This is a genomic window from Staphylococcus simiae (assembly GCF_002902085.1).
GTDB lineage: Bacteria > Bacillota > Bacilli > Staphylococcales > Staphylococcaceae > Staphylococcus > Staphylococcus simiae.
Map to the genome: position 1 here is coordinate 15,735 of NZ_PPQR01000010.1, position 22,515 is coordinate 38,249.

A 22,515-nucleotide genomic window follows, 5' to 3' on the forward strand; every position below is an offset into this window, starting at 1 on the left:
GACTTACCAATAGAATCTCTTAATCATTATTCTTTTTCTACTATGATTTAGGTGATAATCATCTTTTAATTTGACGATTAAAACGATTTAACTCGCCGTAAAAATAGGCGTGTTCACCATGTACAATTTTATCTAAGCCAATTTTGGTTTCTTCTTTAGTTACTGATAATGGTGCAAATAATTTTATAGTACGTGCAATCACATAAGTCATAATAATACTAAAAATAATTACTGCACTGACACATAAAATTTGTACGCCTAATATATGTATATCTCCTGTATAAAGAAAGCCGTTATCAATATCAGGATTAGCTTTGTTACTTTGAAATACTGCTGTTAATATCGCACCAATAATTCCACCCACACCATGTATACCAAAAGCATCTAAAGCATCATTATACTTTAATTTAACTTTTATATAATTTATAACGACATAACAACTAGCACCACCAATTACGGCCATAATGATTGCACTCAGATAACTTACATAACCAGCGGCTGGTGTAATCACAACTAATCCAGCTAATACACCTAATAATAAACCAAGCAGACTTGTTGTATGTTTAAATAAATATTCCAGTAGTAACCATCCAAAGGCTCCAGCACTTGCAGCAAGCACTGTATTTGTAAAAGCAAGCATAGCAATCTGATCAAATGTAAAAGCACTACCAACATTGAAACCATACCAACCTACCCATACGAAAATGCCTCCAATCAAAGTAATAATCAAATTATGAGGTGTTGGTATGTCATCTTTACTGTGATTACCTATCATAATTGCCAGTACTAATCCAGAAACTCCTGATGTGATATGTACGACTGTACCACCTGCAAAATCGAGTACGCCTAACTTATTAATCCAACCTCCGCCCCATACCCAGTGAGCTACTGGACTATATACTAAAGCTGTCCAAATGACTACAAAGATTAGATACGGTATAAATTTCATTTTTTCTGCAATTGAACCAGATAAAATTGAAATCGCAATTGTACAAAACATCATTTGAAACAACATAAATAATGCTAAAGGTACATGAGGACTGATGTCTTTATCAATACCAAATCCAACATGATTAAGTCCCAAGAAATTCAAATTACCAAACCACAAATTACCATGACCAAAACTTATCGTAAATCCTACAGTTATCCAAACAAATGTCACTAAAATAATTGCAGCCATACTTTGCATCACTGTGTTCAAAGCATTTTTGGATTGAACTAACCCACCATAAAATAAACTCAACCCGGGGGTCATCAACCAAACTAATAATGTACATAAAAATAAAAATATTGTATCACTAATATGCATATGTATCACTCCCTTATTGTCATAATAATCTGACAATTTAAAAAGTGCAAAAATCGGTCAATAAATATAACCTAGCATGTCATATTTTCTAACAAAAAACACCTCAACAGTGATATGGTCGTTACCTGTTGAGGTATGGTTTTGATTAAATAATTTATTTCAAACTACTGTTGTCATTTATGCTTTTTCAATCGTTATCGTCCATGATGCATCAGCTAATTGTTCATAGTTCGTTACTGGATAACCATTTTCAGCTGCCCAATTAGGAATAGCTTCTGTTGCTTGCGTACAATCAAAATCGATTTTTAATTCGTCACCAATTTCTAAAGTTGTCATCTTCTTTTGCGCTTCAATAAGTGGGAATGGACAAACCATACCAACTGTCCCAAGTTCATATAACATTTAAACACCCTCCTAAATTGTTTGTGTTTGACTCATCGTTTGTGTCTGTTGTTTATTTATCTGTCTCATAGGTCTAATAAATATAAAGTAACTTATTGTCCACACACCTAGTATCATTGATCCTAAAGCAATCCATCCTTGCCAAGACATCGTTGCAGTCTCTACTAACCCATTACCAATCGAACATCCACCAGCAACCGAGGCGCCAAAGCCCATACAGATACCTCCAATGGCACTATTCCTAATTGTTTTTCTATCTGGTAAGCGCCACTTAAACTCTCTTGCACCTCTTGCAGCAATATATGAACCGATAAAGATTCCTAAAACAAGTAAGACACCCCAATCAATAAATTGTCGATCTCCAGATATCAAAAAATGAATTAAGTTCGCAGATGGTGTAGTAATACCTAATCCATATGGACGTCCTGTTGACTCACTCATTGGCCACGCAATTAAAGCAATCAACCCTACAGCGACTGCAGCAACAAATGGGTGATATCTTTTTTCAAATAAATAATGTCTTAATCCTGAATAACGTTGTTGTAACTTTGGTACTGCCGTTTTAGGTTTAGGTCGTTTTAACGTTTTAATTACAAGACATACTGTAATAACGGTTAATAATATTACTAGTATCCACATAGGAATGCCTGTTGTGTGTGAGATATCACTATTAACATTGGTAGGTTGATTAATAAATGTCATCACTGGTAATAATATACCTGTTTTAGTTATTGCAGCTGTGAAAGCATAAAGTACTAAAGCTACCCAACTACCAATGAGTCCTTCTCCTGCACGATACCATGTTCCTGTCGCACATCCTCCAGCCAATACAATACCTACGCCAAAAATAAATGATCCAATGACCGTACCGATAACTGGAAAACTATGTGGTGGAATTGTTATGATTCCCAGTTGAGTTAATAACAATAAGCCGATACTTTGAATCGTTATAGCGATAAGTAAGGCATAAAACATCTTATTACTTTTCTGTACATACATATCACGAAATCCACCTGCTAAGCAAAAGCGTGTTCTCTGCATAACAAAACCTAATAAAATGCCAACAATAAGACCACTAACAATTGTCCAAATCATTCAATCACCTTTTTCCGATATGTTTACTAAGTATTATAATTGAAGAAATTTATGTTTTCAACCTGAGACTGAGTTAATAGCAAAATAATTTAAAAATGATATATGACAGCTCGATATGATGATAACTAATAAATGTGTGGTTCATAATTGTGTATCGTAAATTATAATGTTAAAACTAATAGATTAGTAGAGACTAAAAATGTCGTTTGTATGTTACAAAAATTAAAATCAAACACAACATAAAGTAACTTTAAATCCCTTTTCGACCTATATTACAAATTGATATCGATTCTATTATAAATGGCAATCCTAAATGAAAGTAAACTGACACCGATAACCAAATAAATCCAATAAAAAAGCAATGTCCTTCATATTTAAATGATGAACACTGCCTATTTAAGTAATTATTTAATAGTCTATGTTATTCACTATAATTTTTCATAAAAAATAATAGTGATTGTAATTCAATACCTAAATCAATTTGGTGTACTTGAACATCTGCGGGTGTATTAATGCGACCAGGTGTAAAGTTTAAAATGCCTTTCACACCAGATGCAACTATCTGATCTGCTACTTTTTGTGCAACTCTTTCAGGCGTTGTTAAAATAACTACATCAATGTCTTGCTGTTTCAATGTTGAGGCTAGTTCATTATTATCTTTAATAACAACGTTACCAATTTTTTGACCTATGACATCTTCTTTAATATCAAAAGCTTCCGTAATAGTCATTTCATCATGTATAGAAAAGTTATATGTAAGCAATGCTTTCCCCAGATTCCCGACACCAACGATAGCAATCTTAATTATATCGCTCTCACTTAATTCTGATTTAAAAAATTCTAATAAACTATCAATATTATAGCCATAACCTTTTTTACCTAATTCGCCAAAATAAGAGAAATCGCGACGAATTGTAGCCGAGTCAATTTGTAACGCTTCGCTAATCGCTTTGGAGTTCACACGATCAACACCCTTAGATTTTAATGTGCTAACAAATCTATAGTATAGTGGTAAACGTTTTAAAGTTGCTCGAGGAATTTTAACTTGGTCAGTCATTCGTTATTTCCTCCTTAGAGTTTGAAAGAACTTCTATTTCTGTATTCAAACGATGTAGAGCGTGAATGCAAAATTATTAATAAACAAACAATTGATTGCAATGAATACTTAAATATTATACATTATTAATTTTTAAAAATAAATATCTTAGTTTCAAGTATAGTTCTAATACTGTAAAATAGAAAGTAATGTATTCATTTTTTATCATACTGTATTTATGAAATATGTTGACTATAGACGAAAGGTGACGATTGAATGATACTTTTACAACTTAATCATATAGCAAAATCATTCGATGGTGAAGATATTTTTACTGATGTTGATTTTGAAGTCAAAACAGGTGAACGTATCGGTATTGTTGGTAGAAATGGTGCTGGTAAATCAACATTAATGAAAATAATTGCTGGTGTTGAAGGCTACGATACTGGTACTATCTCAAAAATTAAAAATTTAAAAATTGGCTATTTAACTCAACAAATGACATTAAATTCAAATGCTACAGTCTTTGAAGAAATGTCAAAACCATTCAACCATATTAAAAAAATGGAACAATTAATTAAACAAGAGACGGATTGGTTAGCACAGCATGCCAATGACTATGATACCACTGAATATAGTGAACATATGGAACGCTATGAGTCTTTGACAAACCAATTTGAACAATTAGAAGGATATCAATATGAAAGTAAAATTAAGACGGTATTACATGGCTTAAATTTCACTGAAGAAGATTTTGACAAACCTATTAACGATTTTAGCGGCGGCCAAAAAACTCGATTATCATTAGCTCAAATGCTGCTAAATGAACCCGACTTATTATTATTAGATGAACCTACTAATCACCTTGATTTAGAAACAACGAAATGGTTAGAAGATTATTTACGTTATTTCAAAGGTGCAATTGTTATTATCAGTCATGACCGTTACTTTTTAGATAAAATTGTTACGCAAATATACGATGTTGCCCTTGGTGGCGTTAAAAAATACATTGGTAACTACGATCAATTTATTGCTCAACGTGATCAATACTATCACAAACGCATGCAAGAATATGAGCGTCAACAAGATGAAATAAAACGCTTAGAAACATTTGTTGATAAAAATATTACACGCGCTTCGACAAGTGGTATGGCTAAAAGTCGACGTAAAATGTTGGAAAAAATGGAACGTATTGATAAACCAATGTTAGATGCCAAAAGTGCTAACATCCAATTTGGCTTTGATCGTAACACTGGTAATGACGTCATGCATATTAAAAATTTAGAAATCGGCTATAACTCACCTATCACTAAACCTATCAATATTGAAGTGTCTAAAGGTGATCATATTGCCGTTATTGGACCAAATGGTATAGGCAAATCAACATTAATTAAAACGATTGCTGGCATACAACAAAAGCTTAGTGGTGATATTCACTTCGGTGCCAACTTAAAAATCGGCTATTACGATCAAAAACAAGCTGAATTTAAATCTAATAAGACCATTTTAGATTATGTATGGGATCAATATCGTGACATGAATGAAAAAGATATTCGCGCTGTCTTAGGTCGATTTTTATTCGTACAAGATGATGTCAAAAAAATAATTAATGATTTATCTGGTGGCGAAAAAGCGAGATTGCAACTTGCACTGTTAATGTTACAACGTGATAATGTCTTAATCCTAGACGAACCAACTAACCATTTAGATATTGACTCAAAAGAAATGTTAGAACAAGCTTTACAATATTTTGAAGGTACCATACTTTTTGTATCTCACGATCGTTATTTCATTAATCAACTCGCTAATAAAGTGTTCGATTTAACAGCTGATGGTGGTACGATGTATTTAGGTAATTATCAATACTATATTGAAAAAATTGAAGAACGAGAAGCTTTACAAGCTCAAAATGATGCACAACATAATGATCATCACCTTGAACATGCAACAATGAACAAAGAATCTTCTTACCATAGTCAAAAAGAACAACGTCGTCTTCAAAGAAAATTAGAAAGACAAATTTCCGATTGTGAATCTCTAATAGAATCGTTAGAAGCTGATATTGAAACCATCGATCAACAATTAACTCAACCAGAAATTTTTAGTGACCCACAAAAAGCTAATGAACTAGCTATGCAAAAATCTGATAGCGAACAAAAATTAGAACAAGCAATGACAGAGTGGGAAGAATTACAACAAAAATTATAAATTTACTTGAACTCTTATTGTGTTATATACACAGTTTAGAGTTCTTTTTTTACAGTTTTTTTAATTTTTTATTCACATCAAAAACACTGTAATTATGGCTATCCACAGAGTTATCCTAGTTATCCACAGGTAATATCCCACTAATTTTGTCTTAATTTTTTACTTTTCCAATGATTATCCACATAAAAACAACGAATATGTATAACTTATCCACAAGTTGTTAACTGTTTGTTGATAAGTACGCATGTTCCCTATTGACACATCATTATGCGAGTCATGTTGTTGTTGTTAAAAATTTATGAAATAATAATATTATTATTTGTTATTTACATGTTCTTTATTAATTATTTTTCATTCGTTTGTAATGCTATTAAGACTTGTGTTAATAATTTGTATTTTCACTTTATATCAATTTAATTAAGGAGCTCATCATGAATCATAATCATACTTTTATGCTATTTTTAATTGCTATCATATTATTAACTATCATTGTAGGAGTTATTGGTCGCTTAATTAGTCGTAAACGTTTATTTAATGACATGGAAAATTTATGGCATACTATGTCGCCTATTGAAACATTTATCCGACCTAATGCAAAATATAATTCTGAATACCAGCTAAAGAAAAATGATTATGACAGTCATCAACTTATTGATGACAAAACTTGGTCAGATTTAAATATGTCTGACATTTTTCATATGATTAATTACAACTTTACTGCTATTGGTGAAATGAGATTATATGCTACTTTACGGGGGATGTATAAACTTAATAATCAGACATTGTTATCATTATTTAAGAACAATAAAGCGTTTAGGCAGCAAGTTGCATATCGTTTAGCGTTAATAGGTAAAACGGTTTATCCAAAATTTCCGGATCAAATTACATTTATCAGTAGTAACTTTCTACTCATGTTATGTCCACTATTACCAGTTATCACCGCATTAGTCATCTTTATCAATGCACAACTTGGTTTATTATTATTTTTAGCTAGTTGTATTGTTAATATCGTTTTATCTTCAACTTTAAAACGTACTTATGATGATGACTTGAAATCAATGTTTTACATTTCTAAAGTTCTACAACAGGGTTATGCAATTACTAAAATTCAAGACACACCAAACCCTGAAGTTAACTTCAGTCATTTTAAAGCAGCACGTCGTTTAACTGGTATATTAGCCGATATTAATGATCAAGATGTTGGTGGTGCACTTATAAAATTATTGAAAATGATCTTTATGTTAGACTATCTCATCTTCCATTCTATTCAGCGTAGTTATAATAAATATAAAGCTGAGTTAAACCATTGTTTTAGTTATGTAGCACAATTAGACAATTACTATGCATTAGCAATGTATCAACGTACACTTGATGTATATTGTGAACCGCAACGTAATACGCAAATGACAGATGTCCAGTTTACTGAACTGACACATCCATTAATTGTAGATGCCGTTGCTAATAGTTTTACTTTAAATAACAATGTCTTACTTACTGGATCTAATGCCTCTGGGAAATCAACATTTATGAAAGCTGTCGCTATTAATTTAATTTTAGCTCAAACGATTAATACTGCTACGGCTCGTTCATTTACATATGAACCTGGTAACGTTTATACTTCAATGGCTAATGCTGATGATGTCTTATCTGGTGATAGTTATTTTATGGCAGAGTTAAAATCTATTAAACGTATTGTTAATATTAATAGTTCATCCAAATTATATTGCTTTATTGATGAAATTTTTAAAGGTACCAATACAACTGAGCGTATAGCCGCTTCAGAATCTGTACTGTCATATCTTGATCAACAGTCTAATGTTAGAGTTATCGCTGCCACTCATGATATAGAATTAGCTGATATGTTAAAGCAACGTTTTATTAATTATCATTTTAATGAAATTATCGAAAATAATAATATTCATTTTGATTACACTATCAAACCAGGTAAGGCCAATACCAGAAATGCAATTGAATTATTAAAAATAACTGATTTCCCTGAAACAATTTATCAACGTGCCAAAGACAACGTGTCTGAAGACGACCATGCTAACTAACAATGTCGTTACTGCATAAAAAACAACGTCAGTACACGCTATAAGCAGACTTTTATAGCTATGTGTATTGACGTTGTTTTAATGTTTATTCAATTGAATATTCTTCTAAATCTATATTATTACTACCATTTAATGTAAGGTCACCTACTTGATGTTGTTGATATAAGTAATATCCAGCTACACCTATCATAGCAGCATTGTCTGTACATAATTGTGGACTAGGTATCGTTAATTGTATGCCTTGTTCCTGACATTGTTGTGTTAAAGATTGTCTTAACCCCTTGTTACTAGCAACACCACCCGCGACAATTAAGCGATTCACACCATAGACTTGGCAAGCTTTAATTGCTTTATATGTCAGTACTTCTACAACACTATTTTGAAAACTAGTAGCTACATCTTCTTTAATAATTGGTATATTCTTTTGACGTTGATTATGCAATTGATTGATGACCGCACTTTTTAACCCACTAAAACTAAAATCAAAACTATCTTTATCTAGCCACACACGTGGGAATTGATACGTATCTTCACCAATAGCTGCTAAATGGTCAATTTGTGGTCCTCCAGGGTATGGTAAATCAATCGTACGAGCAACTTTATCATAAGCTTCACCGACTGCATCATCACGTGTTTCACCTATAACTTCAAAATTCAAATGATCTTTCATATAGACTAATTCTGTATGCCCACCTGAAACAATTAATGCCATTAATGGAAATGTTAAAGGCGTTTCAATATGATTAGCATATATATGTCCCGCAATATGATGAACCGGAATAATCGGCTTATCGTAAGCAAAGGCTAATGCTTTGGCCGCATTAATACCAATGAGCAGTGCACCAATTAATCCAGGACCTTCCGTCACGGCTACAGCGTCTACGTCTTCCATTGTTACGTTAGCATCCTCAAGCGCTTGTTCAATCGTTGCAGTAATCCCTTCTACATGATGTCTACTCGCAACTTCAGGTACTACGCCTCCAAAACGTTTATGACTGTCAATTTGACTTAATACTGTGTTAGATAATACTTGATTACCATTGTTAATGACACTAACACTTGTTTCGTCACAACTTGTTTCAACTGCTAATATTAAATTATTATTTGTCATGTAAATTCACCCACATTACCATTGCATCTTCACCTTCACCATAATAATTTTTACGTTTACCACCATACTGAAATCCTAAATTTTCATAGACATGTTGTGCAACATAATTATCTACTCTTACTTCTAAACTCATAACATCACATGTATGACTGGCATAGTTCTTTCCATATTCTAACAACATTTGTCCTAATCCAAACCCTCTATATCTATGATCAATTGCAACAGTAGTGATTTGTGCTTGATCAATGACTATCCATAACCCTAAATATCCTATAATTTGTGATTGATATTCAATAACGAAATATTTAGCAAAAGTATTTTGCTCTATTTCATGGTAAAAAGCATCAACCGTCCATGAGCTATCATTAAAACTATGTCTTTCTATATCAAATACTTGAGGAACATCATCTTTAGACATTACCCTAATATTTAATTGTGCTTTTGCTTGTTGATCCAATTACGCTCAGCCTCTGCTAATTTATGATATTTAGGTACAAAAGTATGGATATTTACTGGTTCTGTTATTAATTTTTTCATTACTTGTGCTTGTGGTAATTGGTCTATCTTTTCCCCATCTAGTAAATCTGCTAGTGATTGTGTATCTCGACCAATGAACGCATACGGTTGATCATAACTTTGCACACGTTCTAGAAGTGCTTCAATTGTTATATACTGATCTTCCATTAAAGAAACTAATTGTTGGTCTTGCCATTGATAAATTCCAGCATAAACAGCTTGTCTTCGTGCATCAAATATAGGTACTAACAATTTATGTTGTTCATTAACTGTTGCTGCTAAGGCCGCTAATGAAGACACACCATATAATTCAGTATTTAAAGCAAAGGCTAGCGTTTTAGCTACAGTTACACCTATTCTTAAGCCTGTATATGAGCCTGGTCCTTCAGCAACAATAATGGCATCTATATCATGCTTTGTTATCGTACTCTGCTCAAATAACTCATTGATGGCAGGCATTAATTGTACTGAGTGATTTAGTTTAGTATCTGTTGTTTTTTTTGCTAACACGTCATCATCTTGCATTAATGCCACTGATAAAGGTTGATTTGACGTATCAATGAGTAGTGAATTCATCATAAATGGCCTCCTTAATTTGTTGATAATGTTTCCCTATAGCTATTAAATCAATTTGTCTCGTTGTATCATTTAGTACAGATATATTAATAGTTAAATGCTCAGAAGGTAATAAATCTTTAATAAATTGACTCCATTCAATGACAGTAATTGCTTGATCTTCAAAATACTCCTCAAAACCTAAATCTTCTTCAAAATTTTCTAATCGATAGCAATCCATATGATGTAATTTTAATGAGCTACCTTTATAAGTTTTTATAATGTTAAACGTAGGTGAATTAATGATTCTTTTAACACCCATTGCTTTACCAATAAATTGAGTGAGTGTCGTCTTACCTGCACCTAATTGTCCATTTAACAATATTAAATCACCTGGTACTAATTGATTTACTAATAGGTTTGCAAATTGATTCATGTCATCTAAACTTGTTATTTTTATCACTATCTTATCTCCTAATTTACTTTATTACTTAGTTAAAATTGACCACTTTTAATCATTTATGACAACCGTTGTATACGATTGATCACTTGTTAGCTTGTTATGCATACAACCATTTTTCACATAACTCTGTAGGATTTTTCAAAAATGACTACAATAAAATATATCAAACTTCATCATCTGTAACATCATTACATCTATCAAATTGTTTAACCTTTTTTTCAAGCTAATTATTCAACTTATATATTGTAACAAATTTCAAGTTATATTTCTTTTGTTTAATACGCTTTAAATTGTCTTAATAAATTGTAAGAAAATTTAAAATAATCATTGACACATAAAGACAGATATAGTAAATTAAGTTTATCAAATTTTTAGACAATTCAAATAATTAATACGATATAAACCATTCAAGGAAGGAGTATAATAAAATGACTAATCTTAATACGCAACATCAACCAACAACATCAAATATTATTATTTTATTATACTCTTTAGGACTCGAACGTTAGTAAGATTTTACTAAACGCTTTAAGTCCTATTTCTGCTTGAATGGGACTTATAAACGTCCCAATCATTATTGGGACGTTTTTTTATTGTTATAACTTTAACAAACAATTATTTTTACGGGGGAATTTATAATGCGAAGCGATATGATCAAAAAAGGAGATCACCAAGCTCCAGCAAGAAGTCTGTTACATGCTACGGGCGCTTTAAAACAACCAACTGATATGAATAAACCATTTGTAGCAATCTGTAACTCTTATATTGATATTGTTCCAGGACATGTACATTTAAGAGAATTAGCTGATATTGCTAAAGAAGCTATTAGAGAAGCTGGTGCTATTCCATTTGAATTTAATACAATCGGTGTCGATGATGGTATTGCGATGGGTCATATTGGGATGCGATATTCCCTACCATCTCGAGAAATCATTGCTGATGCTGCTGAGACAGTCATTAATGCTCACTGGTTTGATGGTGTATTTTACATTCCAAACTGTGACAAGATTACTCCAGGTATGTTATTAGCAGCTATGAGAACGAATGTACCAGCTATCTTCTGTTCAGGAGGCCCAATGAAAGCAGGTTTGTCTGCACAAGGTAAAGCATTAACTTTATCATCAATGTTTGAAGCAGTTGGCGCCTTTAAAGAAGGTTCAATTTCGAAAGAGGAATTTTTAGATATGGAACAAAATGCTTGTCCAACTTGTGGTTCATGCGCAGGTATGTTTACTGCAAATTCGATGAACTGTTTAATGGAAGTGTTAGGATTAGCATTACCTTATAACGGTACAGCTTTAGCTGTTAGTGAACAACGTCGTGAAATGATTCGTGAGGCAGCTTTTAAATTAGTAGATAATATCAAAAACGATATCAAACCTAGAGATATCGTCACACAAGAAGCACTTGATGATGCATTTGCTTTAGATATGGCAATGGGTGGTTCAACAAATACAGTCTTACACACATTAGCAGTTGCTAATGAAGCAGGTATTGAATATGACTTAGAACGTATCAATGATATTGCTAAACGTACACCATATTTATCTAAAATTGCTCCAAGTTCATCTTATTCTATGCATGATGTTCATGAAGCTGGTGGTGTACCTGCTATTATTAATGAATTAATGAAAAAAGAAGGCACTTTACATCCAGATAGAATAACAGTTACTGGTAAAACTTTACGCGAAAATAATGAAGGCAAAGAAATCAACAATTTCGATGTTATCCATCCTTTAGATAATCCATATGATGCTCAAGGTGGTTTATCAATATTATTTGGTAATATTGCCCCTAAAGGTGCGGTTATTAAAGTTGGTGGTGTAGATCCTTCTATTAAAACATTCACTGGTAAGGCAATTTGTTTTAACTCTCATGATGAAGCTGTTGAAGCGATTGACAATCATACAGTTCGTGAAGGTCATGTAGTTGTTATTCGATACGAAGGTCCAAAAGGTGGTCCAGGAATGCCAGAAATGTTAGCCCCTACTTCTTCTATTGTAGGTAGAGGTTTAGGTAAAGATGTTGCATTAATTACTGATGGACGTTTTTCTGGCGCAACAAGAGGTATTGCAGTCGGTCATATTTCACCTGAAGCAGCTTCTGGCGGCCCTGTTGCATTAATTCGAGACGGAGATGAAATTACCATTGACTTAACAGAAAGAACTTTAAATGTTAATCAACCTGAAGAAGAACTATATCGTAGACGTGAACAATTAGAACCGTTTAAAGCAAAAGTAAAAACTGGATATCTTGCAAGATATACTGCACTAGTTACTAGTGCTAATACTGGTGGCGTTATGCAAGTTCCTGAGAATTTAATCTAACCTAGGAGATGATTTAAAATGTCTAAAACCGAACATGAAGTAAATCGTACTGTTGATACATTGAAAATGGCTGAGTCTTTAGAACCTGAATACTTAGAACAAGATACGCTTGATAATATGCGCTCAGGTTCAGAACTGTTGGTAGAAGCATTATTAAAGGAAAATGTTGATTATTTATTTGGCTATCCTGGAGGCGCAGTATTACCGTTATATGATACTTTTTATGACGGTAAGATTAAACATATTTTAGCACGACATGAACAAGGTGCTGTACATGCTGCTGAAGGATATGCCAGAGTTTCTGGAAAGACAGGAGTTGTAGTTGTTACAAGTGGCCCTGGAGCTACCAATGTAATTACAGGAATCACTGATGCACACTCTGATTCACTTCCTTTAGTTGTATTTACAGGTCAAGTTGCAACACCAGGTATCGGTAGAGATGCCTTTCAAGAAGCAGACATTTTATCAATGACGTCACCTATTACGAAACAGAACTATCAAGTAAAAAATGTTGAAGATATTCCAAGAATTGTACATGAAGCTTTCTATGTTGCTAATTCTGGACGTAAAGGTCCAGTAGTGATTGATTTCCCTAAAGATATGGGAGTGTTATCAACTAATGTTGACTTATGTGATGAGCTTAATATTCCAGGTTATCAAGTTACGACAGAACCTGACGTTAAAGATGTTGATACTTTAGTCTCGTATTTAACTGAAGCTAAAAAACCTTTAATTTTAGCCGGTGCTGGAATTAATCATTCTCAATCAAATGACTTATTAACACATTTTGTTAATCAATATCAAATTCCAACTGCAACAACATTACTTGGTTTAGGTGCTATTCCATATGATGACCCTCTATTCTTAGGAATGGGTGGTATGCATGGCTCTTATGCGAGTAATATGGCGCTAACTGAATGTGATTTATTAATTAACTTAGGTAGTCGTTTTGACGATAGATTAGCGAGTAAGCCCGATGAATTTGCACCAAATGCAAAAGTTGTACATGTTGATATTGATCCATCTGAAATTAACAAAGTAATTAAAGCAGATTTAGGTATTGTTGCTGATTGTAAAAATTTATTACAACAATTAACTGTAAGAGATATTACTATCCCTGAACATCAACAATGGGTCAAACATTGTCAAAATAATAAACAACAACATCCTTTTAAACATGGTGAACCTGATGATGTATTTTGTAAGCCTCAACGAACAATAGAATACATTGGTGAAATTACAAATGGTGAAGCCATTGTTACTACAGATGTTGGACAACATCAAATGTGGTCGGCACAATTTTATCCTTTTAAAAATCATGGCCAATGGGTTACTAGCGGTGGTTTAGGAACAATGGGATTCGGAATTCCTGCTGCTATTGGAGCTAAACTTGCAAATCCAGATAAAACAGTTGTGTGCTTTGTTGGTGACGGTGGTTTCCAAATGACTAATCAAGAAATGGCCTTATTACCAGAGTATGGATTAGATGTTAAAATTGTCTTAATTAATAACGGAACATTAGGAATGGTTAAACAGTGGCAAGATAAATTCTTTAATCAACGTTTCTCGCATTCAGTATTTAATGACCAACCTAATTTCATGAAAATGGCTGAAGCGTATGGTGTACAAGGATTCTTAATTGATAATCCTAAAAATCTAGAACAACAATTGGATGAAGCATTTAATTATGACGGACCAGCTTTAATTGAAGTTCGTATTTCCCCTGCTGAACCAGTCAATCCAATGATACCATCTGGTAAATCTAACCATGAAATGGAGGGGTTATAATGACGAGAATTATTAAATTACAAGTCGCTGATGAGGTTAGTACACTTAACCGTATCACTAGTGCTTTTGTTCGCTTGCAATACAATATCGATACATTGCACGTTACTCATTCTGAACAGCCTGGTGTTTCGAACATTGAATTACAAGTCAATATTGAAGATGATGACATGCTACATATTTTAATTCAAAAATTAAAACAGCAAATCAATGTTTTATCCGTCGAGTGTTATGATTTAGTCGATAATGATGTGTAATTGCAACACCCCAAAAGTCTCTTTACACATAACATATGTCATTATTAATTCGTTTTATCTATACTTTTAAAATGACTATGTCGATAGCTAATACTTATTTTTGGTAGTGCTACAACAATAAATTTAATTTGATAATGCTTGTCATCAAATACCAGTACGTTGATTTTAGATGACACATGTCGCCCACTCCTACCAGACTAACTAGAATGATAAAACGTAATTTATGAGTATTTTATTATCAAGTCTTTGACTGACAATCGCAACATATTATATAGAGAAAGCTTTTGTCACAGACTTATCTTTATCTTATGTATTATTTTAATGCCAATGATGCGCTAATTAGATATAAATTTCAAATAGTCTAGTTATCATCTCACAGCATTATTAACTTTATATTTCAGAATTTTCAAAATTATATTTACTATGGAGGAATTTATTATGACAACAGTTTATTATGATCAAGATGTAACAAAAGATGCTTTACAAGGTAAAAAAATTGCAGTAGTTGGATATGGTTCACAAGGACATGCACATGCACAAAACTTAAAAGACAATGGTTATGATGTCGTTATTGGTATTCGTCCAGGACGTTCATTTGATAAAGCAAAAGAAGATGGATTTGAAGTATATCCAGTAGCTGAAGCGGTAAAACAAGCAGACGTTGTTATGATTCTTTTACCAGATGAAATTCAAGGTGATGTGTATAAAAATGAAATTGCACCAAACTTAGAAAAACACAATGCTCTAGCATTTGCACATGGTTTTAATATTCATTTCGGAGTAATCCAACCACCTGAAGATGTTGATGTTTTCTTAGTAGCACCAAAAGGACCAGGTCATTTAGTTAGACGTACATTTGTTGAAGGTTCAGCAGTACCATCATTATTTGGTGTTCAACAAGATGCTTCTGGTGAAGCGCGTGACATTGCTTTAAGTTATGCCAAAGGTATCGGAGCTACACGTGCTGGTGTTATCGAAACTACATTCAAAGAAGAAACTGAAACAGATTTATTCGGTGAACAAGCTGTTCTATGTGGTGGTGTATCTAAATTAATTCAAAGTGGTTTTGAAACATTAGTAGAAGCTGGTTATCAACCAGAACTTGCTTACTTTGAAGTGTTACATGAAATGAAATTGATTGTCGATTTAATGTACGAAGGTGGTATGGAAAACGTGCGTTATTCAATTTCTAATACAGCTGAATTTGGAGATTATGTTTCTGGACCTCGTATTATTACACCAGACGTTAAAGATAATATGAAAGCAGTACTTACAGACATCCAAAACGGAAACTTCAGTAACAGATTCATTGAAGATAACAAAAATGGCTTTAAAGAATTCTACAAATTACGTGAAGAACAACACGGTCATCAAATTGAAAAAGTTGGACGTGAATTACGTGAAATGATGCCATTTATTAAATCAAAAAGTATTGAAAAATAAACCACTATAACTATGAGGAGTTGTTATTTATGAGTAGTCATATTCAAATTTTTGATACCACATTGAGAGATGGTGAACAAACACCAGGAGTAAATTTTACGTTTGAAGAGCGTTTAAGAATAGCTCAACAATTAGAAAAATGGGGCGTCGATGTTATTGAAGCAGGATTCCCCGCTTCAAGTACTGGAAGTTTTAAATCAGTTGAAGCAATTGCTCAAACTTTAACAACAACTACAGTATGTGGGCTAGCAAGATGTAAAAAATCTGATATTGATGCTGTATATGAAGCTACTAAAGATGCAGCTAAACCAGCTATACATGTTTTTATTGCTACATCGCCTATTCATTTGGAACATAAGCTTAAAATGACACAACCTGAAGTACTCGCTTCGATTAAAGAACATGTTGAATATGCTAAACAATTCTTCGATGTTGTTCAATTTTCACCAGAAGATGCAACACGTACTGAATTACCATTCCTAATTGAGTGTGTACAAACAGCAGTCGATGCAGGTGCTACAATTATCAATATTCCTGATACAGTTGGCTATAGCTATCATGATGAATATGCACATATTTTCAAGACATTGAATGACAATATCCGTTCTGATCAAGAAATCATTTATAGTGCACACTGTCATGATGATTTGGGAATGGCAGTTGCTAATAGTTTAGCAGCAATTGAAGGTGGCGCAAAACGTATTGAAGGTACTGTGAATGGAATTGGTGAACGTGCTGGTAATGCTGCATTAGAAGAAGTTGCTTTAGCTTTATATGTGCGTAATGATCACTATGGAATGCAAACTAAATTAAATCTTGCTGAAACTAAAAAGACGTCTGATTTAATCTCTCGTTATGCTGGAATTAGAGTACCGAGAAATAAAGCTGTTGTTGGTCAAAATGCCTTCAGTCATGAATCTGGTATCCATCAAGATGGTGTGTTAAAACATCGTGAAACATATGAAATAATGACTCCTCAATTAGTTGGTGTAAGTACAACTGAATTACCTTTAGGTAAATTATCTGGTAAACATGCGTTTGCTGAGAAACTTAAAGCATTAGGTTATGATATTGCTGACAAAGCACAAATCGATCTATTCAAACAATTTAAAGCTGTTGCTGATAAGAAAAAGTCTGTGTCTGATAAAGACATCCATGCTATTGTCCAAGGCTCTGAACATGAGCATCAAGCACTATATCAATTAGATGCTCTTCAACTGCAATATGTTTCAAGTGGACTTCAAAGTGCTGTCGTTGTAATTAAAGACAAAGATGGCCATACTTTCCAAGATTCTAGTATTGGAACTGGATCAATTGTAGCAATTTATAATGCAGTAGATCGTATTTTCAATCGACAATGCGAACTTATTGATTATCGCATTGATTCACTTACTGAAGGTACAGATGCTCAAGCGGAAGTACATGTTAACTTATTGATTGAGGGAATAGAAGTTAATGGCTTCGGTATAGACCATGATATTTTACAAGCATCATGTAAAGCTTATGTTGAAGCACATGCTAAATATGCTGCCGAAAATACTGAAAAGGTAGGTAATTAATCATGTCATTTCATATTGTAAGTCTACCTGGTGATGGTATTGGTCCAGAAATTGTGTCAGGCACGCTATCGTTACTAGAAAAAATAAGTGCACAATATCATTTTGATTATACAATAGAGCATCACGATTTTGGTGGTGCTTCTATTGATAATCATGGTATTCCATTAACAGATAATACTTTAAACGCATGTAAACAAGCTGATGCAATTCTTTTAGGTGCAATCGGAGGTCCTAAATGGACTAATCCTAATAATCGCCCTGAACAAGGTTTATTAAAATTACGTAAATCTTTAAATTTATTTGCAAATATACGCCCTACTATAGTAACTGAAGGTACTAGTCAATTGTCACCCTTAAAAGCTGAACGCGTTGAAGGTACAGATTTAGTAATCGTAAGAGAATTAACTAGTGGGATTTATTTCGGAGAACCTAGACACATAACACAAGATGATGCTCTAGACTCATTAACCTATACACGCGCTGAAATCGAGCGTATTGTTCGAGTTGCTTTCGAATTAGCACAAACACGACGTCATAAATTAACCTCTGTAGATAAAGAAAATGTCTTAGCTTCTAGTAGATTATGGCGCAACATTGTTAATGAAATCAGTGAAGATTATCCAGATGTAGAAGTAAATCATTTATTAGTAGATGCTTGTAGTATGCACTTAATTACCAACCCAACACAATTTGATGTGATTGTCTGTGAAAACTTGTTTGGTGACATATTGAGTGATGAAGCTTCTGTTATTCCTGGATCGTTAGGTTTATCACCTTCTGCAAGTTTTAGTGATAAAGGTCCAAGATTATATGAACCTATTCATGGCTCAGCACCAGATATTGCTGGACAAGATATTGCAAATCCATTCGGTATGATTCTTTCTTTAGCTATGTGTCTACGTGAAAGTTTAAACCAATCACAAGCTGCTGATGAGCTTGAAAAACATGTCTATAATATGATTAAAAATCAGAAAACTACTAGAGATTTAGGTGGTCAATTAGCAACTTCACAAATATTTGCTCATTTGCTACAACAATATGATTAATAAGGGGGAGATGTCAATGGGACAAACATTATTTGATAAAGTGTGGAACCAACATGTATTATATGGAAAATTGGGTGAACCTCAATTATTATATATCGATTTACATCTTATCCATGAAGTCACTTCTCCTCAAGCTTTTGAAGGACTTAGACTTCAACACCGTCAATTAAGACGTCCAGATTTGACTTTTGCAACACTAGATCACAATGTTCCAACCATTGATATCTTTAATATTAGGGACGAAATTGCCAATAAACAAATCACTACATTGCAACAAAATGCACGTGATTTTGGTGTTCACATTTTCGATATGGGGTCAGATGAACAAGGTATAGTTCACATGGTTGGTCCGGAAACTGGTTTAACTCAACCGGGTAAGACCATTGTTTGTGGAGATTCACATACAGCAACGCATGGTGCTTTTGGCGCTATCGCGTTTGGCATCGGAACAAGTGAAGTGGAACATGTATTTGCTACTCAAACTTTGTGGCAAACTAAACCTAAAAATTTAAAAATTGATATCAATGGTACATTACCAACAGGTGTATATGCTAAAGACATCATTTTACATCTTATTAATCAATATGGTGTCGACTTTGGTACAGGTTATGCCTTAGAATTTACTGGTGATACAATTAAAAGCTTATCTATGGAAGGTCGTATGACTATTTGTAATATGGCAATTGAAGGTGGCGCAAAATACGGTATTATCCAACCAGATGATATCACTTTTGACTATGTCAAAGGTCGCCCATATGCTACTAATTATGAACAATCTATAGATAAGTGGCGCGAACTTTATTCTGACGATGACGCTTACTTTGATAGAGTTATTGAATTAGATGTCAGTCAGCTCGAGCCTCAAGTGACTTGGGGAACTAATCCTGAAATGGGTGTAAGTTTCAGTGAACCATTCCCTGAAATTAAAGATGTCAATGATAAAAGAGCATATGATTATATGGATTTACGTCCAGGTCAAAAAGCTGAAGATATTGAATTAGGTTATGTCTTTTTAGGCTCTTGTACAAATGCTAGATTATCCGATTTAATCGAAGCTAGTCATATAGTTAAAGGTAATCAAGTACATCCAAATATTACAGCTATCGTCGTCCCCGGCTCTCGTACAGTCAAAAAGGAAGCTGAAAAACTCGGCATAGATAAAATATTTAAAGATGCAGGATTTGAATGGCGTGAACCTGGATGTTCTATGTGTCTAGGCATGAATCCAGACCAAGTACCTGATGGTGTTCATTGTGCCTCAACAAGTAATCGTAATTTTGAAGGTCGACAAGGTAAAGGTGCTAGAACTCATTTAGTATCCCCTGCAATGGCAGCAGCTGCAGCTATTAACGGTAAATTTGTCGACGTTAGAAAGGTGGTTGTATAATATGGCAATTGATCCTATTACTACATATAGAGGTAAAGTCGTACCACTTTTTAATGACAATATTGATACCGATCAAATAATACCTAAAGTACATTTAAAGCGAATTTCTAAAACAGGCTTCGGCCCTTTTGCTTTTGATGAATGGCGTTATTTACCAGATGGCAGTGATAATCCAGAATTTAATCCTAATAAACCTCAATATAAAGGTGCATCGATTTTAATTACTGGAGATAATTTTGGTTGTGGCTCAAGTCGTGAACATGCTGCTTGGGCACTTAAGGACTACGGTTTTCATATTATTATTGCGGGAAGTTTTAGCGATATCTTCTATATGAATTGTACTAAAAATGCGATGCTACCTATTGTTTTAGATAAACAAGCACGTGAACATTTAGCTCAATTTGAAGAAATTGAAATTGATTTACCAAATCAAACAGTCTCTTCTGATGAACAATCATTTCATTTTGATATAGATGAAACATGGAAGAATAAACTAGTCAATGGATTAGATGATATTGCAATTACCCTTCAATATGAAGATCTTATAGAAAAATATGAACAATCACTTTAAGGGAGATGAATAATATGACAGTCAATGCTGCTGTTTCAACTAAAGATATTGATGAAGCCTTTTTAAGGTTAAAAGATATCGTTAAAGAAACACCTTTACAATTAGATCACTATTTATCACAAAAATATGATTGTAAAGTGTATTTGAAAAGAGAAGATTTACAATGGGTACGTTCATTTAAATTGCGCGGTGCGTATAATGCTATTGCTGTATTACCAGATGATGCTAAAAATAAAGGGATTACATGTGCCAGTGCTGGAAATCATGCACAAGGTGTTGCCTATACGGCTAAAAAATTAAATTTAAAAGCTGTTATCTTTATGCCTGTAACAACACCAATGCAAAAAGTAAATCAAGTTAAATTTTTTGGTAATGGCAATGTAGAAGTTGTCTTAACAGGTGATACTTTTGATCATTGCTTAGCTGAAGCCTTAGAATATACTAAAACACATGATATGAACTTTATCGATCCATTTAACAATGTTTATACTATCTCTGGACAAGGAACTTTGGCTAAAGAAATGCTTGAACAAGCAGCCAAAGATAATGTGTCATTTGATTACTTATTTGCAGCTATTGGTGGTGGTGGTTTAATTTCAGGAATTAGTACTTACTTTAAAGCTTATTCACCAAATACTAAGATTATTGGTGTAGAGCCTGCCGGTGCAAGCAGTATGTATGAATCAGTTGTAGTGAAGCAACAAGTAGTCACTCTAGATAATATTGATAAATTTGTCGATGGTGCATCTGTAGCAAGAGTTGGGGATATTACATTCGACATCGCTAAAAATAATGTTGATGACTACATTCAAGTTGATGAAGGTGCTGTATGCTCAACTATTTTAGATATGTATTCAAAGCAAGCCATTGTTGCAGAACCAGCAGGTGCATTAAGTGTTAGTGCCCTTGAAAATTATAGAAGTCAAATTAAAGATAAAACTGTAGTATGTGTTATCAGTGGTGGTAATAACGATATTAACCGTATGAAAGAAATTGAAGAGCGTTCATTACTTTATGAAGAAATGAAACATTACTTTATTTTGAATTTCCCACAACGACCTGGTGCTTTACGTGAGTTTGTTAATGAAGTGTTAGGACCACAAGATGATATTACAAAATTTGAATACTTAAAAAAATCTTCTCAAAATACAGGAACTGTCATTATTGGCATACAACTTAAAGATCATAATGATTTATTACAATTGAAAGACAGAGTTCATGACTTTGACCCTTCTAATATATATATTAATGAGAATAAAATGCTTTATTCTTTATTAATTTAAGTTCATTAAAAATGGTTCTATAATAAATCGGACTGATAGAGAATTTTTAATTATTTTCTATTAGTCCGATTTTTGTATTTTGAATATGAAAAAAGCGCAATTATCTCT

The 22,515-nt window shown here is 33.3% G+C and carries 20 protein-coding genes; 11 read left to right on the plus strand and 9 right to left on the minus strand.

The annotated features are described in order from the left end of the window. Window positions 1-58: 58 nt before the first annotated feature. The 4 genes from CD113_RS01535 to CD113_RS01550 form a co-directional block, all read right to left on the minus strand. The gene (locus CD113_RS01535) at window positions 59-1,309 is read right to left on the minus strand and encodes an ammonium transporter (protein WP_002464783.1); all 1,251 of its coding nucleotides are present in this window, start codon (window positions 1,307-1,309) and stop codon (window positions 59-61) included. A 177-nt stretch (window positions 1,310-1,486) separates the two neighbouring features. Beyond that, window positions 1,487-1,711, minus strand: coding sequence for a sulfurtransferase TusA family protein (locus tag CD113_RS01540; RefSeq protein ID WP_002464782.1), 225 nt, complete (start codon window positions 1,709-1,711; stop codon window positions 1,487-1,489). Between the two features lie 12 nt (window positions 1,712-1,723). Then, complete coding sequence (locus CD113_RS01545; RefSeq protein WP_268741117.1) at window positions 1,724-2,803, minus strand: YeeE/YedE family protein; 1,080 nt, start codon at window positions 2,801-2,803, stop codon at window positions 1,724-1,726. Window positions 2,804-3,227: 424 nt separating this feature from the next. After that, a complete protein-coding gene (locus CD113_RS01550; RefSeq protein ID WP_002464780.1) occupies window positions 3,228-3,863 on the minus strand; it encodes a redox-sensing transcriptional repressor Rex in 636 nt (211 codons plus the stop codon). 255 nt (window positions 3,864-4,118) lie between these two features. Here CD113_RS01550 and CD113_RS01555 point away from each other — a divergent pair, with 255 nt between their 5' ends. Beyond that, complete coding sequence (locus CD113_RS01555; RefSeq protein WP_002464779.1) at window positions 4,119-6,050, plus strand: ABC-F family ATP-binding cassette domain-containing protein; 1,932 nt, start codon at window positions 4,119-4,121, stop codon at window positions 6,048-6,050. Between the two features lie 431 nt (window positions 6,051-6,481). Further along, on the plus strand, window positions 6,482-8,104 hold the full coding sequence (locus CD113_RS01560; RefSeq protein WP_002464778.1) for a MutS-related protein: 1,623 nt from the start codon (window positions 6,482-6,484) through the stop codon (window positions 8,102-8,104). A gap of 85 nt (window positions 8,105-8,189) precedes the next feature. Here the strand turns inward: CD113_RS01560 and tsaD are convergent, their stop codons facing one another. Genes tsaD through tsaE form a run of 4 tightly spaced genes read right to left on the minus strand, consistent with a single transcriptional unit; the run spans window position 8,190 to window position 10,749 of the window. Then, window positions 8,190-9,215: a tRNA (adenosine(37)-N6)-threonylcarbamoyltransferase complex transferase subunit TsaD gene (tsaD, locus tag CD113_RS01565; RefSeq protein WP_002464777.1), complete on the minus strand. Its 1,026-nt coding sequence runs from the start codon at window positions 9,213-9,215 to the stop codon at window positions 8,190-8,192. Continuing rightward, complete coding sequence (gene rimI / locus CD113_RS01570) at window positions 9,205-9,672, minus strand: ribosomal protein S18-alanine N-acetyltransferase (protein ID WP_002464776.1); 468 nt, start codon at window positions 9,670-9,672, stop codon at window positions 9,205-9,207. The genes tsaD and rimI overlap by 11 nt, the downstream gene beginning before the upstream one ends. Continuing rightward, a complete protein-coding gene (gene tsaB / locus CD113_RS01575) occupies window positions 9,645-10,307 on the minus strand; it encodes a tRNA (adenosine(37)-N6)-threonylcarbamoyltransferase complex dimerization subunit type 1 TsaB (protein ID WP_002464775.1) in 663 nt (220 codons plus the stop codon). Before tsaB ends, rimI begins: the two co-directional genes overlap by 28 nt. Beyond that, on the minus strand, window positions 10,288-10,749 hold the full coding sequence (gene tsaE, locus CD113_RS01580) for a tRNA (adenosine(37)-N6)-threonylcarbamoyltransferase complex ATPase subunit type 1 TsaE (RefSeq protein WP_002464774.1): 462 nt from the start codon (window positions 10,747-10,749) through the stop codon (window positions 10,288-10,290). Before tsaE ends, tsaB begins: the two co-directional genes overlap by 20 nt. Before the next feature lie 638 nt (window positions 10,750-11,387). On the opposite strand from tsaE, the gene ilvD reads away from it, so the two are divergent. From ilvD to CD113_RS01595, 3 genes are read left to right on the plus strand one after another with little or no spacing between them, the layout of a single operon-like run. Next, window positions 11,388-13,076, plus strand: coding sequence for a dihydroxy-acid dehydratase (gene ilvD / locus CD113_RS01585; protein WP_002464773.1), 1,689 nt, complete (start codon window positions 11,388-11,390; stop codon window positions 13,074-13,076). Between the two features lie 18 nt (window positions 13,077-13,094). Beyond that, window positions 13,095-14,864, plus strand: coding sequence for a biosynthetic-type acetolactate synthase large subunit (gene ilvB, locus CD113_RS01590; RefSeq protein WP_002464772.1), 1,770 nt, complete (start codon window positions 13,095-13,097; stop codon window positions 14,862-14,864). Continuing rightward, entirely contained in the window at window positions 14,864-15,118 is a 255-nt protein-coding gene (locus CD113_RS01595) for an ACT domain-containing protein (protein WP_002464771.1), read from the plus strand. The genes ilvB and CD113_RS01595 overlap by 1 nt, the downstream gene beginning before the upstream one ends. Before the next feature lie 44 nt (window positions 15,119-15,162). On the opposite strand, the gene CD113_RS12935 is transcribed toward CD113_RS01595, so the two are convergent. Further along, window positions 15,163-15,294, minus strand: a complete 132-nt coding sequence (locus CD113_RS12935) for a hypothetical protein (RefSeq protein WP_002464770.1) — start codon at window positions 15,292-15,294, stop codon at window positions 15,163-15,165. Window positions 15,295-15,532: 238 nt separating this feature from the next. Here CD113_RS12935 and ilvC point away from each other — a divergent pair, with 238 nt between their 5' ends. The 6 genes from ilvC to ilvA are packed head-to-tail and all read left to right on the plus strand — an operon-like array spanning window position 15,533 to window position 22,407. Further along, window positions 15,533-16,561, plus strand: coding sequence for a ketol-acid reductoisomerase (gene ilvC / locus CD113_RS01600; RefSeq protein WP_327078733.1), 1,029 nt, complete (start codon window positions 15,533-15,535; stop codon window positions 16,559-16,561). A 29-nt stretch (window positions 16,562-16,590) separates the two neighbouring features. Beyond that, window positions 16,591-18,120 carry a 2-isopropylmalate synthase gene (locus CD113_RS01605; RefSeq protein ID WP_002464768.1) on the plus strand — a complete coding sequence of 510 codons (1,530 nt, stop codon included), beginning with the start codon at window positions 16,591-16,593 and terminating at the stop codon, window positions 18,118-18,120. A gap of 2 nt (window positions 18,121-18,122) precedes the next feature. After that, a complete protein-coding gene (leuB, locus tag CD113_RS01610; protein WP_002464767.1) occupies window positions 18,123-19,166 on the plus strand; it encodes a 3-isopropylmalate dehydrogenase in 1,044 nt (347 codons plus the stop codon). A gap of 16 nt (window positions 19,167-19,182) precedes the next feature. After that, window positions 19,183-20,553: a 3-isopropylmalate dehydratase large subunit gene (gene leuC, locus CD113_RS01615; protein ID WP_002464766.1), complete on the plus strand. Its 1,371-nt coding sequence runs from the start codon at window positions 19,183-19,185 to the stop codon at window positions 20,551-20,553. Window position 20,554: 1 nt separating this feature from the next. After that, complete coding sequence (gene leuD, locus CD113_RS01620) at window positions 20,555-21,124, plus strand: 3-isopropylmalate dehydratase small subunit (RefSeq protein WP_002464765.1); 570 nt, start codon at window positions 20,555-20,557, stop codon at window positions 21,122-21,124. Between the two features lie 14 nt (window positions 21,125-21,138). Continuing rightward, window positions 21,139-22,407: a threonine ammonia-lyase IlvA gene (ilvA, locus tag CD113_RS01625; RefSeq protein WP_002464764.1), complete on the plus strand. Its 1,269-nt coding sequence runs from the start codon at window positions 21,139-21,141 to the stop codon at window positions 22,405-22,407. The last annotated feature ends 108 nt before the right edge of the window (window positions 22,408-22,515 follow it).